This window comes from Veillonella sp. R32, from assembly GCF_010093125.1.
Taxonomy (GTDB): domain Bacteria; phylum Bacillota; class Negativicutes; order Veillonellales; family Veillonellaceae; genus Veillonella_A.
Genome location: NZ_NMZQ01000003.1, coordinates 38,368 through 55,616 on the forward strand (window position 1 = coordinate 38,368; position 17,249 = coordinate 55,616).

General features: G+C 41.6%; 10 protein-coding genes. All 10 read right to left on the reverse strand.

All coding sequences use genetic code 11. The annotated features are described in order from the left end of the window. Positions 1-29 precede the first annotated feature (29 nt). The 10 genes from pyk to VER_RS00935 all read right to left on the reverse strand — a co-directional run bounded on the left by pyk (position 30) and on the right by VER_RS00935 (position 16,681). Complete coding sequence (gene pyk, locus VER_RS00890) at positions 30-1,778, reverse strand: pyruvate kinase (protein WP_162099010.1); 1,749 nt, start codon at positions 1,776-1,778, stop codon at positions 30-32. A gap of 77 nt (positions 1,779-1,855) precedes the next feature. Continuing rightward, positions 1,856-5,266 (reverse strand): DNA polymerase III subunit alpha, encoded by a 3,411-nt coding sequence (locus VER_RS00895; RefSeq protein ID WP_162099011.1) that lies wholly within the window; start codon positions 5,264-5,266, stop codon positions 1,856-1,858. A 120-nt stretch (positions 5,267-5,386) separates the two neighbouring features. After that, positions 5,387-6,166, reverse strand: coding sequence for a M48 family metallopeptidase (locus VER_RS00900; RefSeq protein WP_162099012.1), 780 nt, complete (start codon positions 6,164-6,166; stop codon positions 5,387-5,389). Between the two features lie 9 nt (positions 6,167-6,175). Next, positions 6,176-7,987, reverse strand: a complete 1,812-nt coding sequence (typA, locus tag VER_RS00905) for a translational GTPase TypA (protein WP_162099013.1) — start codon at positions 7,985-7,987, stop codon at positions 6,176-6,178. Positions 7,988-8,154: 167 nt separating this feature from the next. Next, the gene (locus VER_RS00910) at positions 8,155-8,598 is read right to left on the reverse strand and encodes a cupin domain-containing protein (RefSeq protein ID WP_162099014.1); all 444 of its coding nucleotides are present in this window, start codon (positions 8,596-8,598) and stop codon (positions 8,155-8,157) included. Positions 8,599-8,649: 51 nt separating this feature from the next. After that, positions 8,650-8,961, reverse strand: coding sequence for a heavy-metal-associated domain-containing protein (locus VER_RS00915; protein ID WP_162099015.1), 312 nt, complete (start codon positions 8,959-8,961; stop codon positions 8,650-8,652). Between the two features lie 121 nt (positions 8,962-9,082). Continuing rightward, a complete protein-coding gene (locus VER_RS00920) occupies positions 9,083-9,319 on the reverse strand; it encodes a twin-arginine translocase TatA/TatE family subunit (RefSeq protein WP_115310921.1) in 237 nt (78 codons plus the stop codon). Between the two features lie 119 nt (positions 9,320-9,438). Further along, a complete protein-coding gene (gene pgl / locus VER_RS00925) occupies positions 9,439-10,185 on the reverse strand; it encodes a 6-phosphogluconolactonase (RefSeq protein WP_162099016.1) in 747 nt (248 codons plus the stop codon). After that, a complete protein-coding gene (zwf, locus tag VER_RS00930; protein WP_162099017.1) occupies positions 10,170-11,702 on the reverse strand; it encodes a glucose-6-phosphate dehydrogenase in 1,533 nt (510 codons plus the stop codon). The genes pgl and zwf overlap by 16 nt, the downstream gene beginning before the upstream one ends. A 140-nt stretch (positions 11,703-11,842) precedes the next feature. Continuing rightward, positions 11,843-16,681, reverse strand: a complete 4,839-nt coding sequence (locus VER_RS00935; RefSeq protein WP_162099018.1) for an ESPR-type extended signal peptide-containing protein — start codon at positions 16,679-16,681, stop codon at positions 11,843-11,845. Positions 16,682-17,249 lie beyond the last annotated feature (568 nt).

The window sequence follows — 17,249 nt, forward strand, 5'->3', positions numbered from 1 at the left end:
TATATGGCACACTGACTCCAATGAACTAACTAACGAGCATTAGCAATTCCTTCAAAGACTTTACCACGGGATCCATCAACAGTAATCACTTCACCATCTTTAATTGTTAATTCTGCATTTGCCACGCCCAATACTACAGGAATACCAAAGTTAATCCCTGCAATAGCAGCCGCTGATGTAAAACCATCTTCGGCGGCAATAATAGCACTGGCCCGTTTAGCAAATGGCATTAAGTCCGCTTCTAACGTACGAACTACTAAAATATCACCATCGCGGAATTTAGCTTGTGCTTGAGCGCCCTCATAGGCAATACATACTCGGCCTGTAGCCGCTCCTTTGCCTACACCATTGCCAGCTAATACGGCTTGCCCTACCACATGAACGCGAATCATATTGGTTGTCCCTGCTGTACCAGATGGTACCCCAGCCGTGATAACTACTAAATCACCAGACTCAATCCGATTTTCTGCTAAAGAAGCACTAATCGCACTGTGTACCATTTCATCAGAATTAGCATGAGCCATGCCTTGCACTGCTTCTACGCCCCAATATAATTGTACACGTCGTACAGTTTCTTCATGTGGTGTTACCGCTAAAATCTTTGCCAATGGACGATTACGAGAAATGCTCATCGCCGTTTTACCTGTTTCTGTGCAAGTAATAATAGCGGCAGCATCCAAATTCTTAGCAACGGTTACGGTAGCAGCACTAATAGCTTCCGTAGTTTGCACCGTATCAGCCACAAATGGGTGTTCCATATTGCAATACAAGGTGGAATGCTCCGTCACTTCCGCAATGCGAGCCATAGTCTGCACCGCTTCTACTGGATATTTACCGCCTGCGGTTTCACCAGACAACATGACTGCATCGGTGCCATCTAAGATTGCATTAGCTACATCACTCGCTTCAGCACGAGTAGGACGTGGATTATTCGTCATAGACTCTAACATCTGGGTCGCCGTAATAACAGGCTTAGATGCCTTATTACATTTGCTAATCATCATTTTTTGAAGCACTGGTACTTCTTCAGCAGGAATTTCTACCCCTAAATCACCACGTGCTACCATAAGGCCGTCGGACATGCGTAAAATATCATCTAAGTTATTGATACCTTCTTCATTTTCAATCTTAGAAATAATCTTAATATCCTTGCCTTCTTCTTCTAAAATGCGACGAATGGCTACTACATCACTGCCCCGTTGCATGAAAGAAGCCGCTACATAGTCAACCCCTTGCTGACAGCCAAAGCGCAAATCTGCCATATCACTGTCTGATACAGGTGGCAAACTAAGTGGAATCCCTGGCACCGCAACGCGTTTGCGATCACTCATAGGACCACTATTTTGAATCGTTGTATAAATTTCAGTACCTTCAATTTTTTCAACATTCAACGTAACCAATCCATCAGATAACAAAATCTGACAACCTACCGTTACATCATCAACTAGGCCTTTATGATTGACAGAGCAAATGGTAGCATCCCCTTCTACATCACGCATAGTCAAAGTAAACGGTTTACCTGCTTCTAGCATAACTTTACCGTCTTTGAAATGACCTAAGCGAATTTCAGGGCCTTTGGTGTCAAGCATAAGCGCTACCGGAATCCCCGTCTTGCGAGATGCTTCGCGCACAGCATTCATACGCTTCGTATGTTCTTCATAGGAGCCATGGGAGAAGTTAAAACGAGCCACATTCATGCCCGCTTCCAACATATGTTCCAACACATCTGGTGCGTCTGTGCTCGGTCCGATAGTACAAACAATCTTAGTTTTCTTCATAGTAGAATACCTCACTTATAATGGATTGATATAAAGCCTATGTTTTCCCTTCATAATACCCATTATACACCAGTGTTCTACATAATTTCCACACTATCAGGGCCTAAAATTTTTTCGATAGCTTGGCAAATTTGAGTCCCAGGTTGAATAAAATATTCCTTCGCCACATCAATTCGTTTGCGCTGTCGATGTAGGTAGAAAGAGACTGGAACCGTCCCATCCGTTTCAAGCAATACTTTTTTTAAGCGATTACTTGCTTCAGCCGTATCAAAACCAGGGCGAATATGAATAATGACTTGCTTAGCCTTTTCATAATTCACCTTCAAAGGCTTCACTGAATCCGCAATAATTTGCACGCCCTTTTCATCGGCATCAATACGCCCTGTAATACGCACCGCCATATCAACGGCTAAATAGGCCTGACTCTGCTGGAATACCTGTGGAAATGCTACCACAGCAGCCGAACCAGAGAAATCTTCCACCCGTATAACGGACATAATATCATTACGCCGCGTAACTTTATCGGATTTTTCCACAATGAGACCACCTATAACTACTGTCTGCCCATCGTATTGTTCGGGATTATCATTGAGCTTACCTAATTCAAACAAGCCGTTTAATTCTTCAGCAAAGGCATTTAACGGATGGCCCGTAATATAGAACCCAGTATATTCTTTTTCATCACGCAGTTTTTCTTCTGAAGGCAAATCGGGTAAGTCAGGCACCTCAATCGTTTCCTCAACAGTTACGTCATCGCCAAAGAGACTCATCGTACCACGCGCTTCCTCTTTTTGTAATCGTTGCCCTAAACTTTGCGCCCCTTCATACATAGCTAACAATTGATTACGGTTTTCCTTGAAACTATCCATAGCGCCACAACGAATTAAGCTTTCTAATAAGCGTTTATTAATAACCTTTGAATCAACGCGCTTACAAAAATCTAAGAGAGACGTATACAAACCACCCTTTTGCCGTTCAATTAAAAGCTGTTGAATCGCATTATCGCCTACACTTTTCACGCCACCTAAACCAAAACGAATAGCCCCATTCTGTACAGCAAAGGCTTGTTCCCCATAGTTAACATCGGGACCTAAGACCTTAACCCCATGTTTCTTACAATCATTAATGTAATAGGTTAGCTTATCCACATTAGCCATAAAACTAGTCATGGTAGCAGCCATAAATTCAGGATAATAATGAGCTTTTAAATACGCCGTCTGATAGGCAATATAAGCATAGGCCGCACTATGGGATTTATTAAAGCCATAGCCTGCGAAATATACGAGCAAATCAAATACTTCATTCGCAATGGCTGGATCAATGTCGTTCTTCGTGGCCCCTTCAATAAAAGATTCCCGCTGTGCTTTTAGCACCGATTCCTTCTTTTTCCCCATGGCACGGCGCATTAAATCGGCTTGCCCCAAGGAGAAACCGCCCATGGCGGAGGCAATCTGCATAACCTGTTCTTGGTATAAAATAACCCCAAAGGTATCTTTCAAAATAGGCTCCAACAGTGGATGTAAATAGGTAATGTCCATTTCACCGTGACGGCGTTTAATAAAGTCTTCTACCATGCCACTGCCCAAAGGGCCTGGCCGATATAGAGCCACTAAAGGAATTAGATCTTCAAAATGAGTAGGCCGTAAGTCCATGACCAACTTAGTAATTCCTTCCGATTCGAGCTGGAACACCCCTGGCGTATCCCCTTTAGTGAGCAATTCACAGGCTTCCTTATCATCGAGCGGAATCGCATCTAAATCTAAATCAATACCTCGATTAGCTTTAATTAACGCTAGGGCGTCGCCCATAACCGTTAAGGTACGCAAGCCTAAAAAGTCCATTTTTAATAGGCCTAATTCTTCAATATTATCTTTATCATACTGCGTCACAAAGCCACTATCATTGGCATTTTGAATCGGCACATGATCTTCTAAAGGGGCGGCTGAAATTACGACCCCCGCTGCATGAGTAGATGCATTACGCACAATACCTTCTAGCTTACGGCCATAATCAAATAGCTGTTTCACCTGCGGACTGCTTTCGTAAGCCGCTTTCAATTCTTTACCTTTTAAAGCCTTATCTAAGGTAATGCCTAATTCATTAGGAATCATCTTCGCCAAACGATTCACTTCTGGTAACGGATGATTCAGCACGCGCCCTACATCACGAATAACGGCCCGTGCGGCTTCCGTACCAAAAGTAATAATCTGTGCCACCCGCGCTTGCCCATATTTCTGCGTTACATATTCAATGGCTTTGCCACGTTTTTCGTAGCAAAAGTCAATATCAATATCAGGCATGCTAATACGCTCTGGATTCAAAAATCGTTCAAAGAGCAAATTATATTTTAATGGATCTAAGCCCGTAATACCAAGCAAATAGGCCACTACCGAACCAGCCGCACTACCACGGCCAGGACCTACTAATATGTCGTGCTCCCTTGCATAGCGCACATAATCCCAAACGATAAGAAAGTAATCATCAAAACCCATTTGCGCAATAACGGACAATTCATAATCTAATCGTTGCTGCAACTCTGGGGTCACCACCCCATAGAGGCGTGGAATTTCTCGTTCACACAAATGACGTAAGTAAGTAGTTGCATTTTCCCCTTCCGGCACATCAAAATGTGGCAAATGATGCTCGTCAAAATTGAAGGTAACATTACAGCGCTCCGCAATGGCTAAGGTGTTTTCCATAGCTTCTGGAATATGGCCGAATAAAGCAGCCATCTCATCGCCACTTTTCATATAAAACTCGTCATTAGGGAATTTTAAACGATTCGGTTCGTCCACTTTGGCCCCTGTGGCAATGCAGACTTTAATATCTTGTGCATCCGCATCTTCTTTTAAGACATAGTGAAAATCATTGGAGCAAACAAGGCCTACACCATACTCTTTAGCCAAGGCTACCAAGGCTTCTTGGGCTTTTACTTCCGCCGGTAAGCCATGATTTTGAATTTCTAAGAAAAAGTTATCTTTCCCATATATATCAAGATATGTTTCCAAAGCACGGCGCGCCCCTTCTGGATTATCCTGTAAAATACACTGTGGAATTTCCCCTTGAATACAAGCACTCAACGCAATAATCCCTTGGCTATGCTGACGCAATAATTCATGATCCACTCTAGGTTTACGATAAAAACCTTCCGTGAAACCACGGGATACAATTTTCGTTAAATTTTGATACCCTTCCATCGTTTCAGCTAACAAAATTAAATGCTTCAAACGCTCCTGCTTGGCATTACTTGCGTCTTTATCAAAACGACTCCCCGTCGTTACATACACTTCGCAACCAATAATAGGTTTGATCCCCGCTTTAACGGCTTCTTTATAAAAATAAATGGCCCCACACATGTTCCCATGATCCGTAATGGCCAAAGCTGGCATGTTTAGTTCTTTGGCGCGAGCTACCATCTGGGGTAAACGACTAATCCCATCTTGCAAGCTATATTCAGTATGACCATGCAAATGAACAAATGGTTTCATAGGTTCCCTCCTTTACGCTAGATTTATTTTATATAAAAAGGACCGACCAAGAGGTCAGTCCTAATTCTGTACCTTATTTAATTATATCACATACACCAAATGTATGGTTGCTATATAAGCCTAATACCCACGGAAATAGGCTGTCAATTCATGACGTACAGTCTGCCACTGTGGCATAAATTCAGCCACAATTTGCCAAAACTTAGGCGAATGATTTGGTTGCATAAAATGAGCAAATTCATGAATCATTACATATTCCAGGAAATGACGAGGCCCCCTAAGTAATTGTTGATTAATCATAATGCGCTGTGTGCGCAACGAACAGGAACCCCAACGAGTCTTGGCTTGGCGAACCCGCAGACTAGGATATGGTACATCATAGCCTGCAGCGATATAACGATTATATACATAATCGCACATATCCTTCACCGCCGATTCGCATAAGTCTAACCAAAAACGCATCATCAGTTGCGCCCTATCCATCACGGTACTCCCCGGTTTCACATACATATATACCCGCTCTGGCTCAGACTCGCTCCAAGTCACATAAGGCGCATGTTGTGGTTCACACAGTTCTACTTGTAACCGTGCTGTATACCCCAAAATGTGAAATAGCTCACCCGTTTCATAGGTGGTAGTGACTTCGGGCCGCTGGTAAGCTGCGAACCGTTGTCGCGCCTTAGCAATGAAGCCCTTATGCTCATCAACAAACCGAGATATAACCGTCGCTGGCGTGCGCCAAGGGGCCGATACTTTTACAGCGCCATTGGGCATGACCCGCAAATTGATGTTTTTAATAGCTTTCCACGTCACCGTATAGGCTAAGGTTTCCCCTGTTAAACGCAACTCATAGGTCTTTGACTCAGACTTGCGCGTCGAACGTCCTGACCATCGATTCATAACAATCGCTTAACGTGCGTTTTTAGCCGCTTTAGCACGAGCTGCGCGATCTAAGATAGCTTTACGCATACGAATGCTCTTAGGCGTTACTTCTACCAATTCGTCGTCGTTAATCCATTCTAAGGCTTGTTCTAAGCTGAAAATACGAGGTGGTACTAAGCGTACCGCTTCATCAGAGGAGCTGGAACGCATGTTAGTAACATGTTTTTTCTTACATGGGTTAACGTCCATATCTGTTTCACGAGCATTTTCACCAATAACACGACCTGTATATACTGGTTCATTTGGTCCGATGAATAAAGTACCACGGTCTTGAATGGAGTTCAAGCCATATGGTGTAGTTTCACCATCTTCGAAAGCTACTAAAGCACCACGGGTACGGCCTGGGATTTCCCCTTTAAATGGAGCATAACCGTGGAATACATGGTTCATAATACCATTCCCTTTAGTGCTTGTTAAGAATTGAGCACGGAAACCGATAAGGCCACGAGCTGGAATGATAAATTCCATACGTAAGTAACCAGCCAATTCCGTCATGTTAATCAATTCAGCTTTACGAGCCCCTAAGTTTTCCATAACGGTACCCATAAATTCTTGTGGTACGTCAATGGTTAAATATTCTAATGGTTCGCACAATTGATCATTGATGCGTTTATAAATTACGCGAGGTTTACCTACTTGTAATTCATACCCTTCACGGCGCATAGTTTCAATTAAAACGGCCAAATGAAGTTCACCACGACCGGATACTTTGAACGCATCTGGTGATTCTGTTTCTTCTACTTTCATGGATACGTTGGTTTCCACTTCTTTGTACAAACGGTCACGTAAATGACGGCTTGTTACATAATCCCCTTCGCGACCAGCAAATGGCGAATTATTTACAGAGAACACCATAGATAAAGTAGGTTCATCAATGGTAATCGCTGGTAATGCTTCTGGATGTTCTGCATCAGCTACAGTTTCACCAATGTTAATATCTTCAATACCTACAAAAGCGGTAATATCACCCATAGCCATTTCGTCAGTTTCTACACGGTTCAAACCATTATAAGTGTATACACGGCCAATTTTAGCTTTGCGAGTGCTTTCACCATTCATGATAACCACTTGTTGATTCGTTTTCATGCGACCACGCACGATACGACCAACCGCAATTTTACCTACATAATCATCATAGTCAAGGGTTGTTACCATGAACTGTAATGGGCCATCAATATCGCCTTGTGGCGCTGGAATTTCTTTAAGCAATACTTCAAATAAAGGCTGCATATCTTTGCCTTCATCCTCCATGCTAGCTTTAGCAATGCCATCACGAGCTGATGCATATACTACAGGGAAATCCAATTGATCATCGTCAGCTTCAAGCTCCATGAATAATTCTAATACTTCATCTTCTACTTCATGAACACGTTGATCTGGACGGTCAATTTTGTTAATAACTACGATTGGTTTTAATTTTTGTTCCAAGGCTTTACGAAGTACATATTTGGTCTGTGGCATAGGCCCTTCAAAAGCATCAACCAATAATAATACGCCGTCAACCATGTTAAGTACACGTTCTACTTCGCCACCAAAGTCAGCATGGCCTGGGGTGTCAACGATATTAATTTTAACACCATTGTGCATAACAGCCGTATTTTTAGACAAAATGGTAATCCCACGTTCTCTTTCCAAATCATTAGAGTCCATTACGCGTTCTGCCACTTTTTCATTCTCTCTAAAAATATGGCTCTGTTTTAATAAAGCGTCTACCAAAGTTGTTTTACCATGGTCAACGTGTGCAATAATTGCAACATTACGAATATCTTCGCGAATCATGTATGTATGCCTCCTGTTTCGCTACAAATCAAAAGTATATGTGTGAAATGAAGCGTGCAGGCACGATTCATTACGCAGCAGTATAAAGCGTTATCCCTGCCCTTGCCAAGCCTTTGCCTGAAACAGCTTACAGTGATAACGCTTAATTATAACACAAAGAATAGGTTTTAACAACTTTCTAAAAATTCTTTTATCGCTGGATTAGCTTTTAATGCTTCAATTTCCTCAGCACTCGGAATTTTTACTTTGTCCCGTTCCACATTCACTAGACATAAAAAGCCTACATAATCCCCCTTGTTGGCCCGGAATTGATGAATGGTGTGGCTTGGAATTTCAATGAAATCGCCTACTTTTACATCTACAATGGCATCCCCCAATAAGCATTGACCATGACCACGGAAAATCATAACCATATGGGTATGTTCGTGATGTTCTAAGGTAGAATAGCCACCAGGCTTTACTTCAAAATAGCGAAACTGACAAGGAATGTCAAAGGCCCCATTGAAAAGGACCTGACGGGTCACATCTTTGAAAGGACTGCCATCTTGTTTATACACTAAGGTATCCACGCCGTCCCAAGTATAATTTTCTTCATCAAAGGTTTTAATCATTCGCTTCACCTCAAAAAAAATACGTCCGTTCTGCAACGGACGCATCGCATCTTACTTAAATAAACGTTTAAGCGTACCCATGAGACCGCCGTGCTCATGAGCATGTGTAGCTGCTGATACCGAAGCCACTTCAAAGCCAGTAGCATCAATAGCTTCTTTAATAGCATCAGCATTTACTTTATTACTATCATAGGAAATTGTTACATCTTTAGATTTTAAATCCACATCTGCTGACATAACACCTGGTAAACCTAGCACTGCTGTTTTAACTGTATTTTCACAGTTACTGCACATCATCCCTGGTACATTGAAAACTTGTTGATGAGCATGGCCTGTACTGCCACAGCCGCAATCTTTACACATAAAAGTTCCTCCAATCTCTGATTCATCTTCTCAACTATGAATCAGCTCACAATATATTACCTAGCTAACGGCACAAAGACCTCCCTCGGCCTGACGGCATAGGGAGGCCTTAACAGATTCATTATTCTGCGTCTTTATGCTTTTTATCGTTAATAGCGCCCGCTTCCACATCAATCGTTTCCACTTTGGCTACATCAGATACTTTTTCTTCTTTTTTCTTGTCAGAACTTACTGCATCTTTAAATTCATTAATGCCCTTACCAATGGCTTTGCCTACTTCTGGTAGCTTACCTGGTCCGAACACAACCAGTGCGATTACTAGCACTAAAATCAATTCTTGTGTTCCGAAATTAAACATAATTTTCACCTCGTTTAGCTACAATACAATCGTTTCTCTTTACAGTGTAACACGAAAAGAGCCTAAATAGCTATAGATTAGTCATAGCAAATTGTCAAAATATATATACCTTTAGTAAATTAGTTTTTTGCTGCCTTATCCACATACCATACAACTTCGTCTTGAGATAGGACAGCGCCAGGCAAGACATGACCAATCCGATTTTGCCAAGCTTCATCAGCATAATCAGCCCGTTGCCGTAGCACACGACCCAACGCAGCCGCTTTTGACTCGCCCACTACCGTAAACCATACCTGTTTAGCTTTCGCTAAGAACGGAAACGACATGCTCACACGTTGCCATACTTTGCCATCCGTTACAGGAATAACGGCACGGCTCGTTTCATCAAGGGCACGGGAACGAGCAAATAAAGAGGCCGTATGACCATCATCACCAAGCCCTAGTAACGCTAAATCAACCCCGTCTTTTTCACAAGCGCGAAGCACCATAAGCACTTCTTTTTCATACGCTTCGGCCGCTTCTTCTACAGTGCCGCCATTGGTAGGTACTGGATAAAAATGGCTACTGCCACCAATATAAGCAAATAGTCGTTCTTTAGCACGGAAAAAATTATTATCAGGGTCTGTTTGAGGTACAAATCGTTCATCTACCCATAGGAAATAAATGCGTTCCCAGTCCAATTGGGTCCGATAGGTATCAGTATTCAATAATTCAAATAAAGTATTAGGAGTTGTGCCACCTGAAATGGCTACTACACAAGAACCGGTCTGAGCAATACATTGATTTGTCAAAGCCACAAAGGCATTAGCTACCGCTTCAGCCACTTCTTGTGGCGTTTCAAAAGCATGAATTAAATCTTGCGCCATTGTAAGGAACCTCCTTCCAAAATTTCATTTGTTTCTTTAGGTCCTTCACTGAAAGCGGGATAGAAACAAAGAGGCACATTTTCTAAATTAGCCTCCCACGCACGCAATAATGGCATGAATAATTGCCACGATGCTTCCACCGTATCATTGCGTACAAACAGGGTCTGGTCCCCTAATAAAGCATCTAAAATAAGACGTTCGTACGCATCTGGAATATCTTCCCCTTGCATAAAATCGCTGTAAGAGAAATCCATATCCAACGTATTCACACATAATTTAGAGCCAGGCGACTTAACTTCAATGGATAAGCCCATCCCTTCATGAGGCTGCATGCGTAATAACAACACATTCTGGTTAAAATCTTTAGGGCGGATAGGTTTGAAAATCGAATGGGGAATTGGCTTAAAGGTAATGGCAATTTCACTGGATTTCTTTGGTAATCGCTTACCCGTACGCATATAGAATGGTACACCACGCCAGCGCCAATTATCGATAAATAATTTTAACGCCACATACGTTTCTGTTTGTGACCGTGGTGAAACGCCTTCCTCTTTACGATACCCAGCTGCCGGTCGCTCAGGATCTACCGATTCCACATATTGACCACGGACAGAAATATGCCCTAAGTCCTGCCCATCCAACGGACGAATCGAGGAAATTAATTTAGCAATTTCATCACGATACGCATCCGCTTCAAATACGGCCGGTGGTTCCATAGCAATCAAAGATAACATCTGTACCATGTGATTCTGGAACATATCCCGTAAGGCACCAGCCTTATCATAGTAACCAGCTCGTTTTTCAACGCCTAATTCTTCCGCTACCGTAATCTCTACTTTTTCAATATAGGTATGATTCCAAAGCGGTTCAAAAATAGAATTAGCAAAACGGAGCATCAAAATATTCTGTACCGTTTCTTTACCCAAATAATGGTCAATACGGTAAGTCTGCGATTCTTTAATATAACGCTTTAAGGACTTATCAAGAGCTACAGCACTTTCTAAGTCATGACCAAATGGTTTTTCAATAATTACACGGGCCCAAGCATCCTCTTCAGCCAGCAAGCCTTGCTCAGCTAACCCCTTTACAATCGGTTCAAACATAGTAGGCGGCATAGCCAAGTAGAAAAGAGCATTCCCTTCTGTGCCATGTTCCTCACTGACACGCGTAAGCTCCGTTTGCAAACGCTTAAACGTATCTGCTTCCGTATATTGCCCTGCCACATAGGAAAAACGATGTAAGAACTCCTCTGTTACGGTATCACCATTCGCCAACATGGCCTCACGAACTTCCTCTTGGAAGTCTTCATTACTCATTTCCGTACGAGCTACACCAATTACGGCAAACTTTTCTGGCAATAATTTCCGCTGAAATAAAGCATATACAGCAGGTAACAATTTTCGTTTCGTCAAATCACCAGAAGCCCCAAAAATCACAATAGCTCCTGGTCCTGGCGCCGCTTCAATACAAAGCTGTTCACGGCAATTATACGAAACTGTCATTGGTTTTGCACTCATCGTTACAAATCTCCTATACTATAGAATATCATTATATGCTTACTCTAGCACAAAATGAGAAGAACTTCAATATATGGGTATAAGAAAACGACTGCATAGAAGGCACTTCTATGCAGTCGTTTCTAAAAATTATAGCCGTCTTATTGAGCTACTTCTTCTTTTTGAATTTTACTTCCGTAAATATCGCGATAATCACCAGTTTCTGCATTATCTTTGTTATTTACACGAAGACGTTCAATCTTGAAGCGATCATTATCTTCACCAGCCACACGGTCAACACGACTGTGGTCAAGGCCTTCAAGACGAGCCAACTCTGGACCAAATTCATCGATAGCACGAGCCATACCACCATCAATTTCAGCACCATTTTTGAGGGCACGATATACAACCGCTGCAAATTCATAACGAGTAAGGGTACGATCGCCTTTGAATTCGCCATCAGGATAGCCGATTGTGAAGCCTTTCTTAGTGATAGTATCCACATATTCATAAGCCCAATGGTTCTTAGGTACATCTGGGAATTCACGATCAGAAATATCTGGATAGCCCGAGGTCATGCCATTACCGCCACGACGCAATTGTTCATTTTCAGCCACTAACTGTTGAACAATACGTTTCAAGGATTCTACGTCCTTAGCAAGCGCTACGCGCGACGTAGAGACGCCATTGGATTGACCAAAGCGGATACTTACACCAGCATTAATCATTTCATCGCCATTGCCTAAGGTACTACCAATACTGAAACGAGTATCTTCATTTGGCTGATAGTAAGCACCAATGGCAAAGGCATCCGCATTTTTATAATTACCATAGCCTACGGCAAAGTTCCATTTATCATCAGGATTGAAATCTAATGGATTTAACGCCGCTAACGCAGCCGCACCAGCACCAACTTCGTTAACACGGTTATTCAATTTGTTCACACGGCCATTTAAATTACCTAAATCACCGGTTAACCCATCTACACGATCGCTTACCGCATCTAACTGACCACGATTTACTGCATCGCTTGGCGCTTCCCCTGCGCCAACATTGTGGATTACATTACCACCCATGTCAACCTTATCGCCTTTAACAACGACTTTATCTTTACCATCTTCACCTTTAATAGCAAGGCCATCATTAGTAATAACAGCACCATCTTTGCCATCTTTACCTTTTACGGCAAGACCATCATTGTTAATAGTCGTGTTACCAGTGGTTACAGAATTTAAACCAGTTAAATCTTTAGCTAATTTAATATCAAAGCCATTACCAGTCTCATTACTGATTACTCCAATATTACCATCAGACAATTGTTTTTTATCCGTTACGCCACCGGCTAAACCTAATATTCCACCATCACCAATAGCAACTTTATTGCCATCATCTCCAACAAAGCCTAAACTAATATCGCCAATAGCTTCACCAATCTTATCAGTTAATTGGCCTAGGTTTACCGCATCAGACGTTTCTGTGCCAGCTGCAACATTTTTAATTTGCTGACCACCATTATTTAAACCTTTATCTGTAATGGAAACTTCTTTGCTCTTATCGCCGTCAGGACTTTCAATGCGTAAGCCATCATTACCTAAACTTGAACTTGGTTTATCATCGCCAGCACTTACTTTAATTCCATCAGATTTAATCGATGTATTGTTACCATCTTTATCTGACATACTCATTTCGCCACTGCTAATTTCCGCTTTCTTGTCAAAAGATGCACCATCAGCTGATTCATTTTCAGTCAAGGTTAACTTATCTCCTGCTAGTACGCCTTTTGTTTTCTCCTCTGTATTAGACGTCGTTACACTGCCATCAGTTAAACCAATGTCTTTTGCCAATTTAATAGCTAACTCACCAGATTTAGCATCTACTACTACGCCAATATTGCCTTCACTCAATTGGCTAGTATCTGTAATCGCTTGAGCACCACCAGTAATTTTAATCGTTGTGCCTGATTTTCTTGCAAAAAATTTATGCCCATCTTCATCTGCAATATCACCAGCAAAATTCAAGCTAATATTTCCTACAGCTGTACTTAAAGACTCTTTTAACTGGCCTACATTAACTGCATCAGAGTCGTCTTTACCTTTAGCTACGCCGCTAATCTTTTTGCCTCCTGCATTAATACCAGTAGCATCCATGCTTGGTCCACCAGTTATGGCGATTTTATTCGTAACAACACCACTACTATTAATTGTTGTATCACCTACCGCTACATGGTCCTTGTCAACAACTGTTTTCCCAATAGTAATGGAACCCTCTTCAGATAAATCAATATCTTTAGCTAATTTAACTGCTAATGTACCCGTTGTGTCATCTACTACTACCCCAATATTACCTTCAGATAAATCAGATTTTGCGGTAACTGCCTTAGCGCCTCCTGTAATAGTAATTTTTTGTGTATTAGTTCTTGTAAATTCTGTTTTGCCACCATCTGCATTAGCTACATCACCAGCAAAATCAAAGCTAATATTAGCAACAGAGCTCTGAACCGTTGAAGTTAATTGATCTACATTAACTGCGTCAGTACCTGCTACACCTTTCGCTACACCAGAAATCTTTTTATTTCCTGCATTAATTCCAGTTGCATCCATACTTGGTCCACCAGTTATGGCGATTTTATTCGTAGCAACACCACTACTATTAATTGTTGTATCGCCTACCGTTACATGGTCCTTGTCAACAACTGTTTTTCCCATAGTAATGGAACCATCTTCAGATAAATCAATATCTTTAGCTAATTTAACTGCTAATGTACCCGTTGAGTCATCTACGACTACCCCAATATTACCTTCAGATAAATCAGATTTTGCGGTAACTGCCTTAGCGCCTCCTGTAACAGTAATTTTTTGTGTATTAGTTCTTGTAAATTCTGTTTTGCCACCATCTGCATTAGCTACATCACCAGCAAAATCAAAGCTAATATTAGCAACAGAGCTCTGAACCGTTGAATTTAATTGATCTACATTAACTGCGTCAGTACTTGCTACACCTTTCGCTACACCAGAAATCTTTTTATTTCCTGCATTGATTCCATTTGCATCCATCGATGGACCATTAGTAATCGCTAACTTATTGGTTGTAATTCCACTTGCATCTATAGTCGTGTCAGCAGCTTTCACTTCATTGTTTTTGATAGTAGTAGTGCCTACTGTTAAGCCACCATCAGCAGTGAGATCTAAATTTTTAGCCAGCTTAACAGCCAATCCTTCGCTACCAGCTACAACACCAATATTGCCGTCAGTTAACGCAGTGGCTGTTGTATTACCACCAGTCACAGAAATTTTGTCGCCTAATTTTTTAAGAGTCTCTGTGCCGCTATCACCAGCAAATGTTATGCCTTTAGTATCTACTGCAGTAGCTGTAGATGTAGCCGTAGAAGTAGTGGCTTTAATATCCGCTGCATTTTGTACTACTTGATCCGCCACAACATACAATTGAGAGCCATTAATAGCATCTGTAGACGTAGCCGATACTTCCCCTGGGGCTACATTAATAATTTGACGTTCAGAAACATCACTAGAACCACCAACAGATACTACACTAACAGCTGTACCTGCATACGTTCCAAAAGTCTTGCTTACCTCACCTTTTGTAATCGTTGTATCACTTATCTGAGCAGCCTCTTTATTTGTTTCTGAATAATTACCTAAAGCTACACCATTATCTTTAGTAGCAACCGCCCCATAACCTAACGCCGTACCAAACGCATTCTCAACTGAAGCTATACCACCAATAGCTACAGAATAACTAGCACTAGCTACCGTACTATTACCAACTGCTATAGCATAAGAAACACCATTATCAATTTTACTATCAGGGCCTAATGCTATAGATCCTTGTGCATTATTACCGATATTAGCAGATTGACCGATAGCCATTGAAAGAATTGAATTCGTACCAATTTGTGTAATATTATCACTTTGAGACTGTCCACCAATTGCAATAGTTTTACCTGATAAAGTTTTAGTCTTATTCCCAATAGCGATAGCCTCTTCACCATCTGCACTAGAAGTATCACCAATACTAATCGCTGAATTTCCTTTAGAATTGGCATGAGTTCCCATAGCAATGGATTTATCCCCTTCAGCCTTAGCACCATTCATCATCGCAAGTGAGTCTTTGCCTTCTGCAGTAGTTCTTTCTGAAAGCCATACCAACCTAGCTGCTTCCTTCTCATCTGGAGAAATTTTTTCACCATTTGCTTCTCGTTCAAGTAATGCATCCCACTCCGTTGCACCTGTCGCTCCTAGAGCCATGGATCGCTCACCGTCTGCCAAAGAGTGCTCTCCTATTGCTATCCCAGAGGCACCAACAACAAAGGCCTTTTTCCCCAACGCAACAGAACTATCACCATTAGCTACTGTATTATTGCCTAAAGCAGTACTATTTTTTCCTCTAGTTATTGCAGATGAGCCTATCGCTACAGAATTTTTACTGTTTGCCTGAGTATCTGTTCCTAGGGCGATTGCATTTTCAGCCAAAGCTCCCGAATCAGTACCTATATTAATAGAATTTTTAGCTTTATCTGTAAAAGTACCACCAGTCCCCGAACCTGCCCATTTACCTATACTAATAACACCATCAGAATGTGTTTCACTATATCGACCAATTGCTAACGATTCGTCACCATTAGCCTGACTACCATTTCCTAATACAATAGAGTTATCACCATTAGCAAGAACCTGATAAGTAACATTCTCATATTGGTCAGTCCAACCTATAGCAATTGATTTCTCACCTTTTGCCATCTTGTAGCTAAGTGCTGGTTGACCTGCAATAGCAATCCCATTTTCATCGTCAATAAAATTCCCCGCAGCAGCAACTTGTCCTACTGGAATTACACCTACTAGAGCCAGTGCCACACCTAACGCTAATGCTGACTTCTTAACAGCACTGACCGACTTATTGCGGCTTTGCCCTTTAGCCAACTCAGAAGCTACCACATAACAGTTCTTTGTGCGGCTCCAAATAATCTTGTAAATCTTATTCACACTTCATCCATCCTTTCCTCGTACGCCCTGCCTACTCAGTCACAACCTTATAGTAGTACAGTACCTACACCTTAAAAGATTCACTACAAAACACACTATATAAACACGGCTCTACAATCAACACTCATAGAGTATCCATGCTATATACTTCTAATAAAGCCAAAAGTATAGTGACACAGTATATTATCAGCTACAAAAAAAGCCCATTCATGAGGTGTCTCACAAATGGGAGCCTCTACGATTCAATACACCTTATCACAACTAAACCTATGGCCGACATTTAGAAAACAGAAGACAAGGTGAACACTGTATGGGTCAGTAGATACACAAAGTGTTGTGTGTGTGTTGTGTATTAACCGTTAGTTCACGTAACGATTATTTAGGGGGGCGTATCTACCGATAGGGTTGTTTAGCACTCACAGGGCTTGTCCTCTGCTTTACAAGAAAATAATAGCACAAAAATCCCCCCCACAAGACATTTTTTCAGTATTTTCTGAAAGAGCTATACTTTTAACTCATACATTATTCATTTTTATGTCCGTCAACACACTATATTTTCAGCACTAAA